Genomic DNA, 18,029 nt, shown 5'->3' with positions numbered 1-18,029 from the left:
TAAGACATTGAACTAATTAAAAGTTAATCCATTGTGACCGAAATTTGTTGCTCTTGCATGCGTTTTTTTGCTAGTCGCTGGGTTCTGTCTCGAATATCTCCTGCAAGTTGCCCACATGCCGCATCAATATCATCACCACGAGTTTTTCTAACAATAACAGTTACATCGTACCCCATTAACACCTTGGAGAATCTATCAATACGAGAGTTTGATGAACGACCGTACGGAGAACCTGGGTAAGGGTTAAACGGAATTAAGTTAATTTTACATGGCGTATCTTTTAACAGTTTTGCCAATTCATGAGCTTGATCGGTACTGTCATTAATGTGATCCAGCATGACATATTCAATCGTCACCCGACCTCTGTTCGCATTCGATTTAGCAATATAGCGTCTGATCCCATCCAAAAATTCTTTTAACGGATATTTTTTGTTAACGGGAACCAGAACGTCGCGAAGTTCATCGTCAGGTGCGTGAATACTCACGGCTAATGCAACATCAAGTTCATCGCCCATTTTGTCTAATGCTGGTACGACACCTGATGTAGAAACCGTCACGCGGCGTTTCGATAGACTAAAACCAAAATCATCTAGCATAATCTTTAGAGAAGGTATTAAATTCGATAAATTTAATAATGGCTCACCCATTCCCATCATTACAACATTAGTGATTGGACGCTCGCCCGTTTCTTTTTGAAAACCTAAAAAGTCGCACACTCGCCAGATTTGACCGACAATTTCTGACACAGATAAGTTACGGTTAAAACCTTGATGTCCTGTCGAGCAAAACGTACAAGCCAATGCGCAACCCACTTGTGATGAAACACAAAGCGTTGCTCTGTCTTCTTCAGGAATATAAACAGTTTCAACTTCTTGACCATCGCCCACATCAATTGCAAATTTGATGGTACCATCCTCAGACTTTTGGAAACTGGAGATCTCTGGTGCCACTATTTCACACTTCGAAATGAGTTTTGTACGCAATTTTTTATTGATGTTGTTCATATCTTCAATGTCAGTAACACCAAAGTGATAGATCCATTTCATCAGTTGATCAGCACGAAACGGTTTTTCACCCATATCGGCGAATAGCTGTCGCATTGCCTTACGATCGAGATCTAATAAATTGATCTTTTTATCACTCATGTAACTAACCTCAAAAATACAAACTAAAAAGCCCCTCAATAGGGGCGGAAGATTATACAGTCCCAACACTGCTTTGACCAGATATACCCGTGTTACCTGACTGATTTTGGCTAAGCGATGAGTTTATTAATATAAGGTAAAACGAATATTTATAGAAATATCAGTTTACTGCCTAAATGAACTGTTCATTTCTTTTTTTCAATGAGAGTAATACCAATTACAGTAATTAACTTCACACTCAGCAAGAGCTAAAGGATTTCAGTACAAGGCGCAAGTATGAAGTACTATATACCCTAACGGCCGCCATACAAAGCTGGCGTTCAACGCACTTCGTGCTTTTGTCGGGATAATTCAAAAACTTGTAACGTAGTAATGGCATCCTTTAGCCTTGCCCTTCAGGAGCTTGTATGTGTCCAAATTACTACGCAAAACTGTCTCAACGTAGCAATGTAATAACGACAGTTTTGTATGTCGATAATAACTATGTCTTCATCAATTTCACTTGTACTTTGAACACCTACATAGCTCTGAGCTGGGAATTTAATTACTGTAATTGGTATAAGCTACTTTAAAGTTCAAAACTGTCCAAAGTGTTGGATTAAGGGAAGACGCTATATACTAGGACATCGTAGGTTCGCTATCCAGATGTACCTTGGAAATGGCTGTCAGTGATTTTTACTTCTTTATTCATGCCAGCATAAAAGATAATACATGGAACAAGCGGTACTCTAAGCCTTTCAATTACGCTGTCTTGAAATTTACCATTAATTTTAATTTCTACTTTGGCTAATTGTTTTTCCACTGAAATCATAAGACATACTTCTGTGCCTTTTTCATAAAAAGGCTGAATTTGGGATTTACCTTTTATCTTTTCACTTTCAACTGCCCCTTTTCTGATCACTTTTCCTTCGTAAGATTGAAAAAATGAAAGTTGATTACACATGCACATCACGCTTGACGCATCGATTGCAACTTGCATTTTACTAGCCTTAAGAGATTGTGATACACCAATACAAGTACTTGCTCCTTGATCTAACTCAATTGTAAAGTCAAACTGGTAGCATCCGTCTTGCTGGCAAATGCAATTTAAAAATGCAAATCCTTTTTCGGATTTATCAAATTCTGATATCTCTCTTACAACTTTACTGTCTGTAGAACTATTAATAACCTTTAACTTACCTAGAGTATTCTCTACATCGAAGATAACTTTAGCTGGTGGTCTTTGCCTCGTTGCCTGTAGTACGGAAAGTTCAGGTGATTCCGCATTGCATAGTTCAGCCTCTATCCGTTTAAGGCTGGAGATTGCTGATGTTAAACTTGAGCTATCTAAGCGAGAATTGAAGATATTTTGATCATGGCTTTTTAAAAGCTTACTCCCTGAAAAACTTAGTTCAAAATGCAAAGTTTCATATTCATTACCGTCCAATGTGCAAATACACTCAAATTCCTTTAGATACTCATTTTTAATATTACCGATTAATTCACAAAGCTGTGATAACTTAACATCGATAGTCACTTCATCGCTCTCAAGGTTGTCGCAAATCTCATCAACCCGAGATTCAGTGAGTGATGTTTCAGCTTTGAGCCATTCTTTAGCTTTGGTTTTTAGAAGCTCGGTTGTCAAAGCATTTTCTGACGGCTTGTTACTGTCAACTGTGTTTTTGAGTGGTTCAAAATGAGTAGGGGAGTTAGAAGGAACGGCTAGGCTGCACATATTTTATACTTCTTTATTGCTAATGCCGGACAGTTTAAAATAATTAATTGTTTATTAAAGTTAAAGTTTATTAATGAGTTATCTTATACCTATGTAACTTCTCAATAACCCTTGGCAGCACTCGCTTTTTCCAGCACCAATTCTCCCAAGGATGAAATACTATTGCTCATTGAAAGTCGATCCTGAAGATATTGCCAAAACGATATTTTCAGTTTCCGACAAGTCTTCTTTAGGCTGGAAAATGTATCCCTACATTGTCGCCCTAAATCACTTCTAGTCCCACCGCTGATTTTTCGTCTCTTTACATGTTCCCGTAAGTCATTTTCACTGCCATTGGTGTGAAGTGGTATTTCTGGTCGGTCTAATACTCGAAGCAATGATGATTTATGTTTATGTAATCGCTTCAGTTGTTGATTGAGAAGCTGATAACTGGTTTTTTGAGTGAAAATTCGCTCAAACTCCTTTTCTAACTCTGTTTTCTTGCTGGGTTGTGGTTGAGCTTTATACCGTTTTAAATCTCGATATAGATCCCAAATTTCACCTCGAACCTTTTTGATGCCTTCTCGGTGCGCTTCATTCAATGGCACAAGCTTATAAACTAAGCGTTCAGCGTGAACCCAACACAACGCATGAATAAGAACATTAAATTGACCAGCACCATCACTGACAACAACCAGTGATTCAATGGAGTGTATCTCAATAGCTTGCGCTAGTAATGCGCCTTCAGTAGCGGCACGCATGTGGTGCCTTCGAGTGATGTTTAACTGGTTAAGATGTGCATCCCACTTTTCTTTGGTTTCAAAAAATTGGCAAGGATGGTTGGCAAGTTGCTTTCTTTGGACTTCTGGTAGCTTGTACTCTTTCATATACTCAAAAGCCGTAGCATTTAGCTTGTAGCCCTGCTGTTGACCGCAAAGAATTGAGAGAAAGTTAATTCGACTTTTGCTATCTGAACTTTGGAACCAAGCGAAAAACTCATTACCAATATGAGTCACATAACCATTATTCCCTAAGTGACGTCCACCAGTATCATCAGTCGTAATGTAACCAGTACTGCTCAGGCCTTTATTAAGCAAATCATCTTTTCCTTGATGAAAGCCTTCATGACCTTGTTGTAGTATTTGGTTTAATTGACCTGATGAAATATCGACTCCCCAATCACGTAATTGCTCACATAATAAAGGTTGAGTGACTTGACAGTGATGATATTGATACAGTACATAACTTCTTAACTCGTTACCAAAATGTTGCCCGTTTAGCTCTTTTGGTAATTTCCCCGTCAACGTTGAGCCATCAGGAAGTTGATAATGCGCAAGACGATAAAGGGTATTATATGATTCGATTTTCATGTCTTGAACGACAAACTCTCAGTAGCCTTTAAGCCTTGCCCCTTCTGGTAAAGGCTCAGAGTGCTGGATAATTTTTTCGTGATGAATGCTCAGAGAGGCGGTTTTACTGCGCTTTCCATTCCGCTAGGCTTTATCTTAGGTTTTTTACTGATATTTTTTAGCTCGCGAATTTCATCTTCCAGAATTTCAATTCGATTTTTAAGCTCGACAATTTCTTGAACTTGAAGCTCAATGATTTACTGCAGTGCTTCGACGATAGGTCGACATTTTGAGCATACTGAATTGGAAAAATCGGGAAGTGGTAGTTTCAAGTTAAACAATGATTAGATTAATTTAAAGGCATTATGAAAGCATGGCAAGATCGGTCAAGCATGATCTTGCGATCGTAACTAACTGTTACAATTTCGGTGTTTTGCCACGGGTTATTGAGAAGTTACTAAATTATGCATTCATGTGCGACTATAATAAAATTTGATAATTTATAATAGAGTTTGTCATTTTTTGCTTGTTTGTACCCTTCATCGTCTGGGTAAACTAACTCGCTTTTCCCCCAAAACCATTTAGAACATTAAAAAAAATGCATTTAACATTATAATATGGTCGTTGTTCTATTATGTCCATTTTATGATGCGATCATACTAAAAAGTGTGCTCGCTAGTATCAAGTTATATGGGTAGACTCGCTCAATACTATCATTCCTGAGTTGAATTTATCTTCGATAAACTCAAGTTCAAATTCATCTTTGATAAAACTTATCATTCCATTTTTTAACGTATTATTGCCATGGTATCCAGTTATGATCGATGTTATGTTGTTTTCATTGTTTTTTTTGTGGTAACAAAATAATAGTTTCGCGAAAGCTAATGGAACACCTCGAATATGTGTACCATCGCCTGAATCTCCTTCGAAGATTTTATCCATATGCAAATCGAGACAATGATTCATTAAGCCAACATTTTTTTTATATATTCCTTCTGTTATCCCTTTATCAATCATGCTTGCGAAATTATATTTTTCCAGCGGCGCAAGTTGAGCATGTATTTGTGAAAAAGTATTCATGTGACATTTGTTCATTATGTTTTCTAAACACCATATTCCAGTGTCAAATTCCTTAGCCTTAATACATACTTTAATAAAGGCATTGTAAATGACAACATCAGGCTTGATGTGCCAATGCTGCATTAAGCTGGCTGTATCGCCATCGCCAAACACCAATGATTTGGCTTCGGCATAACGCCCCGCTTCAGCGCAGGCCGTCAGCAAATTTAGGCAGGTGATTAAATCTGTCTTTAGTGGTAGATGAGGTGCCATCACGGGCTTATCACCACACACCAGTTGCCAAGCACTATCAAATTGGCCTGTTTTAGCGCATACAGTGATAAAGGTGCTGTAAACGGCAACATCAGGCTTGATATTCCACTGCTGCATTAAGCTGGCTGTAGCACCATCGCCTAACACTAATGATTTGGCTTCGGCATAACGGCCCGTTTCAGCGCAGGCAGCCAGCAAATTCATACAAGTGATTTGATTGGCTTTTAATGGCAAATGAGGTGCCATCACAGGCTTGTCACCACACACCAGTTGCCAAGCACTATCAAACTGACCCGTTTTAGCGCATACCGTGATAAAGGCACTGTAAATGGCAACATCAGGCTTAATGCCCCATTGTTGCATTAAGCTGGCTGTAGCTGTATCGTCATCGCCCAACACCAATGATTTGGCTTCGGCATAACGCCCCGCTTCAGCGCAGGCCGTCAGCAAGTTCATGCAAGTGATTTTATTGGCCTTTAATGACAAATGAGGTGCCATCACGGGCTTATCATCACATACCAGTCGCCAAGCACTATCAAATTGACCCGTTTTAGCGCATACCGTGATAAAGGCACTGTAAATTGCAACGTTAGGTTTGATACCCCACAGTTGCATTAAGCTAGCTGTATCGCCATCGCCAAACACCAATGATTTGGCTTCTGCATAACGCCCCGTTTCAGCGCAGGCCGTCAGCAAATTAGTGCAGGTGATTGAATCTGCCTTTAGTGACAAATGAGGTGCCATCACGGGCTTATCACCACACACCAGTTGCCAAGCACTATCAAACTGGCCTGTTTTAGCGCATACCGTGATAAAGGCGCTGTAAATGACAACATCAGGCTTGATGCCCCATTGTTGCATTAAGCTGGCTGTAGTTGTATCGCCATCACCCAACACCAATGATTTGGCTTCTGCATAACGCCCCGTTTCAGCGCAGGCCGTCAGCAAATTCGTGCAGGTGATTTGATTGGCTTTTAATGGCAAATGAGGTGCCATCACGGGCTTATCACCACACACCAGTTGCCAAGCACTCTCAAACTGGCCTGTTTTAGCGCATACAGTGATAAAGGCGCTGTAAATGGCAACATCAGGCTTTATGTTCCACTGCTGCATTAAGCTGGCTGTAGTTGTATCGCCATCACCCAACACCAATGATTTGGCTTCTGCATAACGCCCCGTTTCAGCGCAGGCCGTCAGCAAATTCAGGCAAGTTATTTGATTTGCCATTAATGGCAAATGAGGAGCCATCACTGGTGTATCACCACACACCAGTTGCCAAGCACTATCAAACTGGCCCGTTTTAGCGCATACCGTGATAAAGGCACTGTAAATGGCTACATCAGGCCTGATGCCCCATTGTTGCATTAAGCTGGCTCTAGCTGTATCGCCATCACCCAACACCAATGATTTGGCCTCTGCATAACGCCCCGTTTCAGCGCAGGCCGTCAGCAAATTCAGGCAGGTTATTTGATTGGCCATTAATGGCAAATGAGGAGCCATCACGGGCTTATCATCACATACCAGTCGCCAAGCATTATCAAATTGACCCGTTTTAGCGCATACCGTGATAAAGGCATTGTAAATAGCAACATTAGGCTTGATGCCCCATAGTGTCATTAAGCTGGCTGTATCTGTATCGCCATCGCCCAGCACCAATGATTTGGCTTCTGCATAACGCCCCGCTTCAGCGCAGGCCGTCAACAAATTTATGCAAGTGACTTGATTGGATTTTAATGATAAGTGAGGTGCCATCACGGGCTTATCACCACGCACCAGTTGCCAAGCACTATCAAACTGGCCAGTTTTAGCGCATACCGTGATAAAGGCATTGTAAATGGCAACATTAGGCTTAATCCCCCACTGCTGCATGCAGCTGGCTGTAGCTGTATCGTCATCGCCCAAGACCAATGATTTAGCTTCTGTAAAACGCCACGTTTCAGCGCAGGCGGTTAGCAAATTAATGCAGGTGATTTGATTGGATTTTAATGGCAAATGAGGTGCCATCACAGGCTTATCACCACATACCAGTTGCCAAGCACTGCCAAAGTGGCCCGTTTTAGCGCATACCGTGATAAAAGCATTGTAAATAGCAGCATTAGGCTCAATGCCCCATTGCTGTATTAAGCTGGCTTCAGCTGCATTTCTTAGCACCAACCTTTTGGCATCTGAATAATTTAAATTTAACTTAATTAATTTCAGTAATAGTGTGCATGTTTTCGCTTCATAGGACGATTTAAAACGTATTATGTCACTAAAAACGCCGTCGAAATTAGATGAATGGCTGCCTGAAAACTCGGCGACTTTGTGTAACAATTTATGGATTAACCTTATGTCCCATGATGTTTCCATGACCTGCTTGTCGTTTTTTAGCGTGTGAATGATTTCAATAAGCTGCGAAAGTTTAGCGCAACCACCAATTAATGCATTTAAATCAATACCCAGTTGATTTTTGGTTTTCCGTTTAAGTTTCCAAGAGTGAATAAGCGCACTGGTCTGAGTAAAAAAAGAATCAGGGGAGGAAGGTGGTTGCTGTATTTGCTTGGTATATTGAGTGCTCGATTTTGGATCAATGGAGCGGGGCTCAGTTGCAAAACGTCGGTAAGCATTACTTGGCTTCATACAGTAATGAGTCTCTCGTGTGCTAGAGTTAAAGCGAGTCGACGATGATTTATTGTTGAAAAAATCATACAGCTTTTGTCTATCTATTTTGCTTAATCTTTGATAACACTGTTGTAAGTCGTCATCATCATCAAACTTTGAAACCTCAAAGTTCAGATATAATACGGCTTCGCTTGGGCATTTTTGGAGACTTTTAAGCATGAATATATATATTGCTTGTTGCTCAGCAGGAGTGCGCACTGTCGCCATCACATTACTCAATAAGTGAGTGAATTAACAAGCTAAGAAATAACGCACTGAAAAGATAAATACAAAAATATTCAGCTTTAAGGCATTCTATAAATGTATAACAGAAAATTATCCACCGCACAGGGGAGCCGTTTCGTAGCTCATAGCTGTATCTCAGACTCAAAATATAATGTAATTGTGCGTAAATTGGTTCTGTCCAAAAATGAGTTAAGAATTATCAAACTACATTATTTTTTTAACTCATTTGATCCATAAAAAATTATCAAACTTCACGTGAAAACCTGTCAATTTTAGGGTTAATTTAAGCCATTTTATATCAATCTTTATTATCAACAGACAATTCAACCGACTTATTTAGGTTTATAAACCAAAGTGAGCACATACAAGCTCCCGATGGGCAAGGATAAAGGGTTCCATTACTGCATTACAAGCACTTGAATGGACGTTGCTTCCCAAATCATTTCCCTCTCATCAGCCTGAAGCTTTCGCCAAGTTCGTCGCTTTCGGCATCATGCTTTTCTGTTTTCCAGAAAAGCCTACACCAAACACCTTGAGTTCAGTTGAGTCAATAGCTATGTAAACCTCTTCTCTCATCGCAGGAAGTCGATAAGAGACATCTACAACAAAATAGGAATAAACGCCAATTTAATTAGCGATTCTTTTTTGTCATCAATCATGAACCAGCAAAGAATTGGCAATACAATGAGACCATCAATAAGAAAGAAACATCCATTCATTATTTTGGGTATCGTGTTATTTTTTTGTAACAAACAAAGATTGAAAAAGAAACCGACTAAAACGACAATAGCAGCGGCTTCCCAAATAGCTTATACAAATAACAACATGGAATTATAGAGAATAATGGAACAATCAACTGGTGATACCAAATCACTTTGGAAACTCTTATCTCCCCATAAACCTAAAACTCGCTCTTTTATTTATTTAGCAATCTTAACCCTTATTACGACTGGATTAGAATTAATTTTACCTCTTTATTCAAGTCACTTAGTGGACTCAATTAGCGCAGAAGGTATTGATAAACTCCTGATTGTCGGCCTAGTGGTGATTGTTTTAATCAGTGCATTATTAGAAGCCGTGTTAAGTTGGTTTGGTGGAAGAGTTGGACACAAAATCAACTTCAAACTCAGATTCAGTTTAATTGGGCGGTTACTTCATGGTCATACTGAAAATTTAGAAAAAGAGCATAGTGCAGAATTAAGTGCTCATGTAATTAACGACTCCAATATTGTAAAGTCTGTGTTAGCTGGAGACTTGATTGGTTTATTCAGTGGCTTAATTTCTCTCATTTCCGTTGTCACCATCATGTTTTTACTTGATTGGCGTTTGACCTTAGTATTGCTGAGTTGTGTGTTAATCGGTTTTATTCTTATCACTCCTATTAGTCTGCTGATGAATAACATTGGCGCAAAATCACAAGCGGCTGAAGCCAATTTATTGAAAAATTGTACTGAATGGGTGCGTAATACTAAATTGCTCAAATCTCACAATGCGAGCAACCACTTCCATCAAAAGTCACATGCATTACTTAATGAATGTTTCGTACAAGAAATGCGAGAAACTAAAGTAATGTCATTCATTGGGCCGATTGCTAATTTGGTACTCATGATAAGCATGATTGCAATTTTAGCATTCTCAGCATACTGGCTTGAACAAGGAACGATGACATTAGGAACAGTGACGGCATTTCTATTATATTTATTCGGCCTTACTTTTCCTTTAATGTCGATGGCCATGTTTTTTAGTAACTTGAACAAAGCGTCAGGCGTATCACGTCGACTGACTGAAATTGCAAACATACCAAAAGAGTGCACGCAAGGATCTGGCTTTCAACTTGAACAAATTGAAAGTTTTTCATTTCAAAACCTCAATTTTAAACCCAATGATAAGCAGATATTGAATAATATTAATTATTGTTTTTCAGGCAAAGGCTTATGGTTTGTCATAGGTGAAAGTGGCAGCGGAAAAAGTACATTACTCAATCAACTACTTGGTTTTTATCCTGAAACACATCAAGAGATACTTATTAACAATAAGACATTAGATCAATATAACTTAGCCTCAATAAGACAAGCTGTTGCATGGGTTGATCAAGAGCCAAAGTTATTAAATGCAAGCATTCGAGATAATCTTACTTTAGGTCTTCCTGAGTTTATAGATGATAAGGTACTTTTCTTACAACTAAAAGCCGTTGGTTTGCATGACTGGCTTGAAAGAATAAGCCACGATTTATCACTCATGGTGTCTGAGCAGGTCAATCAATTCTCTGGTGGTGAAAAACAGCGTTTTGCAATAGCAAGAGCAATGATAAGAAAAACTCAAGTGCTTTTATTAGATGAACCAACATCAGCGCTAGATGATACGAATACTATTTGAGTTAATGAAATTAGTCAGAGCACTATCAAAGGATATTTTTGTGATTATGATCAGCCACGATCTCGATGTACTCACTCCAAATGACAGAGTTATTCAAATGGGATCAGGCCAAATTGAATCTGAAGTAGAATGTCAGCCAGTTGAATAGGTGCCTTCCTAAACAGCAAATCAACAACCCCGCCGCAAGCTGCGGGGTATAATTTTACAGTATCGTCACTCCAGCGAAGGTTGGAGTCTAGCGCCTTTGCTCTTTTCTAGAAAAGTCACTAGATACCAGCCTTCGCCGGTATGATAACAAAAGTATCTCATTGATTACTTCGCCCCAAGGGGCGGGGAATTAAGTCCACAGAGATTAATTCTCGTTGCAGTCGTGCATCTTCAGGCAACACGGGTATAATCTTTTCTTTTTTATTCTTATTGTCTAGGAGAGGTTTTGACCCACTCATACATTCCACTCGAACAATATCGACGTAAATGGATATTTAACCATAAAGATTTACCTGTCACTGAAGATGACAAAATGGCGATAAAGCCATTAAGCGATAAATCAGCAATGGAAGTTTGGAACCGTTGGATCAGTAATAAATGCAGCCGTGCTGAGTTATTCGGTAAAGGAGACTGGGCTGCACGCAATAATTCTTGGGTAAAAACAGATCACTGGCAGTCAGCATGGGACAGTGAAGATCCAGCATTACCGGCAATGTTTATTGAGCACTTTGATTGGTCAGATGAAACCACTGTGTATTTTGCCTACGAAAAATATCAGATAATCGAAACAAAATGGAAAATATTCAAAAGTAATTGGAAATGTTTTTTATTTTTTGACGATGGACCACTATTATTTTCTCCAAAACTGAAACAAGCCGCTTGGTTTCAACAAGACGGTCAATATCAGCTTGGTGTGCGTGGATAAACTTGATCAAAGCCCCTTTAGTCTATACTTGTGAATATTAAACCTAAACGTTCATGATAGGCATAGATGTCATATGCGTTTACTTTGACTACTATTTTTCTATCACCCTACACCATGAAAATTGTATTCGCTGAGATTTGAAGATTATTTCCAACCTAAAGCTAAAGGCGAAGTAATTTTTAGCTTTTATGCTTTCACTAACAGGCTTGGGAATAGGTGTTAGCGGCTATTTTCACGGTAAACATCATTTGAACGCTGAGTATACGAGTAACTGTTTGAGCAATACGATGATTTTATCATCATGGCTTTCACCAAATGAGTGAAGCGCTCTACGCTCACAAGCTTGCTAAAACGACTGCTATCTGCGTTGTAACTTTTGCAAGTAGAATAACTACTTGCTGCAAGCTACGCCTTACTATCAACCATTTTCGCTATGCTTGAGAACGCAGTCAACTGATGTTTCTAGGTTAAAAATGAACGAGTTGATTTTATCAGGTATACAGCTATTACATTTATTAATGAGGTCATTATGAAGTTATTTGTAAAAGTGTTATTTACCGCAACGTTGCTAATAAGTAATGTTACATTATCTAAGACTATTTCTGATGTTGAAATTGCCGACAGGTTATCGGTAGGTAACCAAAATCTCGTTTTAAATGGCGCAGGCGTTCGCAGTAAATTATTTTTTGATTTATACGTTGGTAGCTTATATTTGCCGAAAAAAACATCTGACTTTCAAAAAGCTATGGATTCACGTTTTGCTTTGATACGGTTAAATATAACTTCAGGTTTAATTACACCTGAAAAAATGCAAAATGCCGTTATTGAAGGTTTTGAAGCGGCTACACATAATCAACTTGCACCATTACAAACCCAAATTGATGAGTTTATTGACTTATTCGAATCAGGCATAAAAGAAGGTGATCAATTTACTTTTTTCGCACAAAAAGATATTGGTATTACCGCTTTTAAAAATGATGTAAAAATTAGCGAAATTAAAGGTGAAGCTTTTCGTCACGCCTTATTCGCTATCTGGCTTGGTGATAAACCTGCACAAAAAAGCTTAAAAAAGAAAATGCTTGGTAAATGAACTATTGAACCTAAAACATCAGTTGAATGCTGAGTATACGCGTAACTATTTGAGCGATATGATGATTTTATCATCAAGGCTTTCACCCAATAAGTGAAGTGCTCTACGCTCACAAGCTTGCTAAAATGACTGCTATCTGCGTTGTAACTTTTGCAAGTAGAATAACTACTTGCTGCAAGCTACGCCTTACTATCAGCCATTTTTTCTACGCTTGAGAACGCAGTCAACTGATGTTTCTAGGTTGAATTAAGAGGCCACTGTTGATAAAAACACGCCTCCTATTTTTTATAAGCACGCAAAAACATTGCTGCACTTTCTTTTAAATACTGCTCCCTATCACCCAACAAGTCTTCGACTTCCAAACCTAATTCTAACTTCAATCTTAACTCACCAAACAGCATTAAACATAAACGAATTGCACAGTGATGTGCATCAGGGAAATGGTATTCCCCGACTGATTCCACTCGAATTAAATAGTTACTCAGTAATTGAATCACATGTTTAGGGCCTGCATCAAAAAACAATTTAGAAAGTTCTGGATGGGTATCTGATTGTGCCGTACAAGCCTTAAAAACTTTAACCACTTCAGGACTCACTATCATTTCACCAAAGTGAGTAGCAAATGAGGCTAAGCATTTTTCTGGATAATGCGCGTCATCTAATATTCCATCCGAAAGCTGATGGGATAAGCACTTCGATTCTATGGCCGCGACGAACAGATCATTTTTTGATCCGAAATGAGAATAAACCGTTTGCTTTGATACACCAGCCTCTTTTGCCACTTCATCCATACTGGTGTGAGGAAAGCCATTTTCACAAAATAGCTTTATCGCCGCGATCAAAATATCGAGATTTTTTTGCTCACTACGATTGAGTGGTGTTTCAAGGGCCATGTTTAATCCATCAAATTGTCATTTATTTTTTTTATGATTTAACCATAAACAAGACTAGACAGTCTAGTCTTAAAAAACTAGACTGTCTAGTCCAGTATGGATAATTATCACCCACAAAGGACAAAAGAGATGAAAGGCGTAACTACCTTATTTCTTAGGATGATTCAAACAGTAATCGTGACACGGTTAAAAATATTCTTAGCAGTATTCTTAATTATAATGACCAGCAGCTGCAGTGATTCTTCAACACCTGTAGAGCAATCATCAACAACTTTTGTCGAAAGCCAATTTGTCCACCAGCAGCCGAACTACCAAACAACTCATCACTATGTCGGGCAAGTGACTTCTGAGCAACATGCCGCTTTATCCTTTGAACTCGCAGGAAAACTCACAAAGATTGATGTAAACAGCGGTGACATGGTGCAGAAAGATCAGCAGCTTGCAACACTGGATACGGAACTACTTGAAGTAGAGCGTCAACAATTACTGGCCACGCTCAAGCAAAACAACGCCGATCTTTTGTTAGCACAACAGATATTAAACCGAAATAATCAAATGATTGAAGATAACTTCGTTTCCGCGCAAGGTTTGGATGAAGCTCAAAGCAGAGTGAACCAGCTGCAAGCTGCACATGAGCGTATTAAAGCCCAATTAATCGGTATTAAAATCCGTCTTAACAAATCGATACTCATTGCACCTTTTACTGGTCAAATCACTCAAAAGCACCAGTCAATAGGTAATGTAGCAAACGCTGGAACTCCTGTGCTTACGCTTGTTAATCTAGAAAAAATGGAAGTAATGCTCCATGTTCCATCACAGAGCGCCCAAGATTTTAAAATAGGAAACGCTATAAATGTCGATATTAATGACACAGTATTTCCTACTCAAATTATCGGTGTAAACCGAGCCGTTAATGAATCAACCCACACTAGGCAAATCCGATTGCGATTGCCCAGTAACAACGACCTATCCCACGGTGACATTGCTTATATCAGCCAGAAAAATACTATTAATCAATCTGGATATTGGGTACCAGTATCAGCATTAACTGATGGTGTGAGAGGTCTTTGGAATGTCTATGCATTATTTCCTACTAAAAATGATACCTACAAGGTTGAGCGACGTGATATTGAAATACTCTACATCACTGGCGAGCAAGCTTTTATCACTGGAGCTCTCAGTGATGGTGAACAAATTGTATCTTCAGGTATTCACAAATTAGTATCAAATCAGCGAGTGCGTACAGCCCATAAGGCGGTACAACATGATTAAATCATTCATCGAAAACGGCCGTCTTGCTGCACTATTTATCGCATTGCTTATCGTCGCAGGTTTCGGTGCGCTAAGCAGCCTACCAAGAACGGAAGATCCAGAAATCACCAATCGGTTTGCAACGGTTATCACAACTTACCCCGGTGCATCCTCCGAACGTGTAGAAGCACTCGTTACTGACGTCATTGAAAACCAACTCAGGCGAATGGAAGAACTTAAGCTCTTACAATCTACTTCTCGCTCAGGTGTATCAGTCATTCAAATTGAGCTCAAAGACTCAATTACTCAAACTGAAATGGTTTGGTCAAGGGCAAGAGATTTACTCAATGACAGTCGAGCACTGCTACCTAATAACGTACATGAGCCTAGGTTAGATGACCAAATTGGTTATGCCAGTACCGTTATTTTAGGAGTTAATTGGCAAGGAAAAACGCAAGAACGTATCGATATTATCAACCGTTACGCGAAGGAATTACAAAATAGAATTCGGTTAATTGACGGCACTGACTTCGTTACACTTTACGGTGCGCCTGAGGAAGAAATTCAAGTTACTTTGCATTCTAATAAGCTGGCTAAGCTAAGGCTTACTCCAGCTATAGTCGCAAGGCAACTCAATCATGCTGACAGTAAAATCTCTGCAGGAAAAGTCAATAACTTAAGTTTCAGAGCGCTGATTGAAGTCAATGGTGAATTTGATAGCCTTGAACGTATTAGCAGTATACCGATTAAAGCCACTCAAAATCATCAGATCACGCGGCTTAGAGATATTGCCACTATAAAGCGTCAACCTAAAACACCTATTGCAAGCAAAGCGATTGTGAATGGAAAGCAAGGTGTCATGATTGCCATTCGAATGCTTGACAGTGCTCGAGTCGATCTATGGCAAAGTGAAGTTGAAAAAGATGTTAAGCAATTTCAGCAATTAGTGCCTGCAAATATAAAAGTTAACTGGTTGTTCGAGCAAAAAAGCTACACGTCGACAAGGCTCGGTGAACTACTGATCAACCTTCTGCAAGGCTTTATCATTATTTTAACTGTGTTGATGCTGACTCTAGGGCTAAGAAATGCCTTGATTGTCGCACTTTCTTTACCATTAACTGCTCTTTTCACTTTAACCTGTATGAAGTTTGTCGGGTTACCAATTCATCAGATGTCAGTAACAGGCTTAGTCGTGGCACTCGGCATAATGGTCGACAATGCGATTGTCATCGTCGATGCAATAGGCCAGCGCAGAGCTGAAGGCCAATCAAAGCTTGATGCCGTTAGCAACACATTAAAGCATTTATGGTTGCCATTAGCAGGCTCTACCATCACCACTATTTTAGCCTTTACTCCAATTGTACTAATGCCGGGCGCTTCAGGTGAGTTTGTAGGGGGTATTGCTATTTCAGTTATTTTTGCACTCATTGGCTCTTATCTGATATCACATACCCTCATTGCTGGATTGGCAGGTCGTTTTAGCGCTTGTAATCATAGTAATCATGCTTGGTTTCATAATGGAGCTCAATTTCCACAATTAACAAGACGGTTCCAGCAATTCCTTAATGCGAGTCTTAAAAAACCACTGTTAACAACACTGTCTATTGGGCTGTTGCCATTACTTGGTTTTATAGCCGCAAGTCAGTTAACTGAACAATTTTTTCCTTCATCTGATCGCGATATGTTTCAAATTGAAGCTTATTTACCTACGCAATCCAGCATTCAAAATTCAGCGCAATTAACCGAAAAGCTAAACAGTTACTTAACCGATAAAAATGGTGTTACTCAAGTAAACTGGGTAGTTGGCGGAAATGTTCCCTCTTTTTACTATAACCTGACTCAGAGACAAACTGGTGCAGAAAACTACGCACAAGCCATGGTAAAGACACAAAACTATACAGTGGCTAACCAACTTATCCCTGAGTTGCAAAATGAGCTTGATGCCTTGTTTCCTAAAGCTCAAATTCTAGTAAGAAAACTCGAACAAGGCCCGCCATTTCACGCACCTGTTGAGTTTCGAGTTTTCGGCAATAATCTCGATACCCTAAACCAAATTGGTGACCAAGTTCGGCAGCGCCTTAGCCAGTCACAATTTGTGACTCATACTCGAACTACCCTAAGCTCTGGCACGCCTAAAGTCTCTATCGACGTCAATGAGGAAGCAAGCTCAGCACTTGGACTCAGTTTATCCGAGATAGCTCAACAAATGCAGATGGCCACAACGGGAGTCATTGGTGGCACTTTATTAGAACAAACAGAATCACTCCCAATTAGATTGCGTATTGACGACATATATCATTCTGATGTGCAAAGATTATCTGAAGTGAACCTCATCACACCATTAGGGCAGTTTCTTCCACTGGCTGCAATTGCTACCACTCAAATGCAAGTGAGCCGCAGTGCAATTCCACGCAGAGATGGCAAACGAGTTAATACTGTCGAAGCCTACATCATTGCCGATGTGTTGCCGGCAAAAGTGTTGCAAGAGGTGCAACAAGACATCATGGCGATTGATTTGCCAATGGGTTATAGCATCGAAGTTGGTGGAGAAAGTGCCAAACGGAACGCTGCTGTCGGAAAATTAATGTCAAGTGTTGCTCTCGTGCTCACCTTATTATTTACCGTGCTCGTATTATCATTCAATTCCTTCCGATTAACGGCAATTATATTAATTAGCGCGCTTCAGTCAGCAGGGTTGGGTTTGCTGGCCGTTTACTGCTTTAATTACCCATTTGGTTTTACCGTTATCATTGGGTTACTCGGGCTAATGGGGCTGGCCATTAATGCGGCTATTGTGATCATTGCTGAACTTGAAACAGAGCCAATGGCAAGAGCAGGCGAAAGCAAAACCATTGTCTCACTAGTAAATAGCTGCACGCGGCATATTAGCTCAACAACGGTTACAACAATTGGTGGTTTTTTACCACTGATCCTAGCTGGAGGAGGTTTTTGGCCGCCCTTTGCAGTGGCTATCGCGGGGGGCACATTACTGACCACATTAATATCATTGATTTGGGTGCCGAGCGCTTATTTTATGATCATGCGCAACAAAACGTCATCAGCAGTTATTGAGTCAACTTAATGAATCAAAATTGACTCAA

At 39.6% G+C, this 18,029-nt stretch carries 10 protein-coding genes; 5 read left to right on the top strand and 5 right to left on the bottom strand.

Annotated features, from left to right (window positions below; all coding sequences use genetic code 11):
- Window positions 1-23: 23 nt before the first annotated feature.
- The 4 genes from rlmN to E2I05_RS04790 form a co-directional block, all read right to left on the bottom strand.
- On the bottom strand, window positions 24-1,145 hold the full coding sequence (gene rlmN / locus E2I05_RS04805; RefSeq protein ID WP_121854064.1) for a dual-specificity RNA methyltransferase RlmN: 1,122 nt from the start codon (window positions 1,143-1,145) through the stop codon (window positions 24-26).
- A gap of 637 nt (window positions 1,146-1,782) precedes the next feature.
- The gene (locus tag E2I05_RS04800) at window positions 1,783-2,661 is read right to left on the bottom strand and encodes a hypothetical protein (RefSeq protein ID WP_145964463.1); all 879 of its coding nucleotides are present in this window, start codon (window positions 2,659-2,661) and stop codon (window positions 1,783-1,785) included.
- A gap of 299 nt (window positions 2,662-2,960) precedes the next feature.
- On the bottom strand, window positions 2,961-4,208 hold the full coding sequence (locus E2I05_RS04795; RefSeq protein ID WP_218939896.1) for an IS66 family transposase: 1,248 nt from the start codon (window positions 4,206-4,208) through the stop codon (window positions 2,961-2,963).
- A 660-nt stretch (window positions 4,209-4,868) separates the two neighbouring features.
- Window positions 4,869-8,387: a pentatricopeptide repeat-containing protein gene (locus E2I05_RS04790; protein WP_121854382.1), complete on the bottom strand. Its 3,519-nt coding sequence runs from the start codon at window positions 8,385-8,387 to the stop codon at window positions 4,869-4,871.
- Window positions 8,388-9,248: 861 nt separating this feature from the next.
- Between E2I05_RS04790 and E2I05_RS04785 the strand changes: the two genes are divergently transcribed.
- From E2I05_RS04785 to E2I05_RS04775, 3 genes are all read left to right on the top strand, one after another.
- The gene (locus E2I05_RS04785) at window positions 9,249-10,781 is read left to right on the top strand and encodes an ABC transporter ATP-binding protein (RefSeq protein WP_121854383.1); all 1,533 of its coding nucleotides are present in this window, start codon (window positions 9,249-9,251) and stop codon (window positions 10,779-10,781) included.
- Window positions 10,782-11,214: 433 nt separating this feature from the next.
- A complete protein-coding gene (locus E2I05_RS04780) occupies window positions 11,215-11,694 on the top strand; it encodes a DUF2947 domain-containing protein (RefSeq protein WP_121854384.1) in 480 nt (159 codons plus the stop codon).
- 529 nt (window positions 11,695-12,223) lie between these two features.
- Window positions 12,224-12,784, top strand: a complete 561-nt coding sequence (locus E2I05_RS04775; RefSeq protein ID WP_121854385.1) for a chalcone isomerase family protein — start codon at window positions 12,224-12,226, stop codon at window positions 12,782-12,784.
- Between the two features lie 278 nt (window positions 12,785-13,062).
- On the opposite strand, the gene E2I05_RS04770 is transcribed toward E2I05_RS04775, so the two are convergent.
- Window positions 13,063-13,677: a TetR/AcrR family transcriptional regulator gene (locus E2I05_RS04770; RefSeq protein WP_121854386.1), complete on the bottom strand. Its 615-nt coding sequence runs from the start codon at window positions 13,675-13,677 to the stop codon at window positions 13,063-13,065.
- A 129-nt stretch (window positions 13,678-13,806) separates the two neighbouring features.
- Here E2I05_RS04770 and E2I05_RS04765 point away from each other — a divergent pair, with 129 nt between their 5' ends.
- A complete protein-coding gene (locus E2I05_RS04765; RefSeq protein ID WP_165905531.1) occupies window positions 13,807-14,949 on the top strand; it encodes an efflux RND transporter periplasmic adaptor subunit in 1,143 nt (380 codons plus the stop codon).
- Window positions 14,942-18,010: an efflux RND transporter permease subunit gene (locus E2I05_RS04760; RefSeq protein ID WP_121854388.1), complete on the top strand. Its 3,069-nt coding sequence runs from the start codon at window positions 14,942-14,944 to the stop codon at window positions 18,008-18,010. The genes E2I05_RS04765 and E2I05_RS04760 overlap by 8 nt, the downstream gene beginning before the upstream one ends.
- The last annotated feature ends 19 nt before the right edge of the window (window positions 18,011-18,029 follow it).

It is taken from the genome of Parashewanella spongiae (assembly GCF_004358345.1).
In the GTDB taxonomy this organism is placed as follows: domain Bacteria; phylum Pseudomonadota; class Gammaproteobacteria; order Enterobacterales; family Shewanellaceae; genus Parashewanella; species Parashewanella spongiae.
The sequence above is the reverse complement of the archived record's forward strand: the minus strand, read 5'-3'. Positions and strand labels throughout refer to the sequence as shown.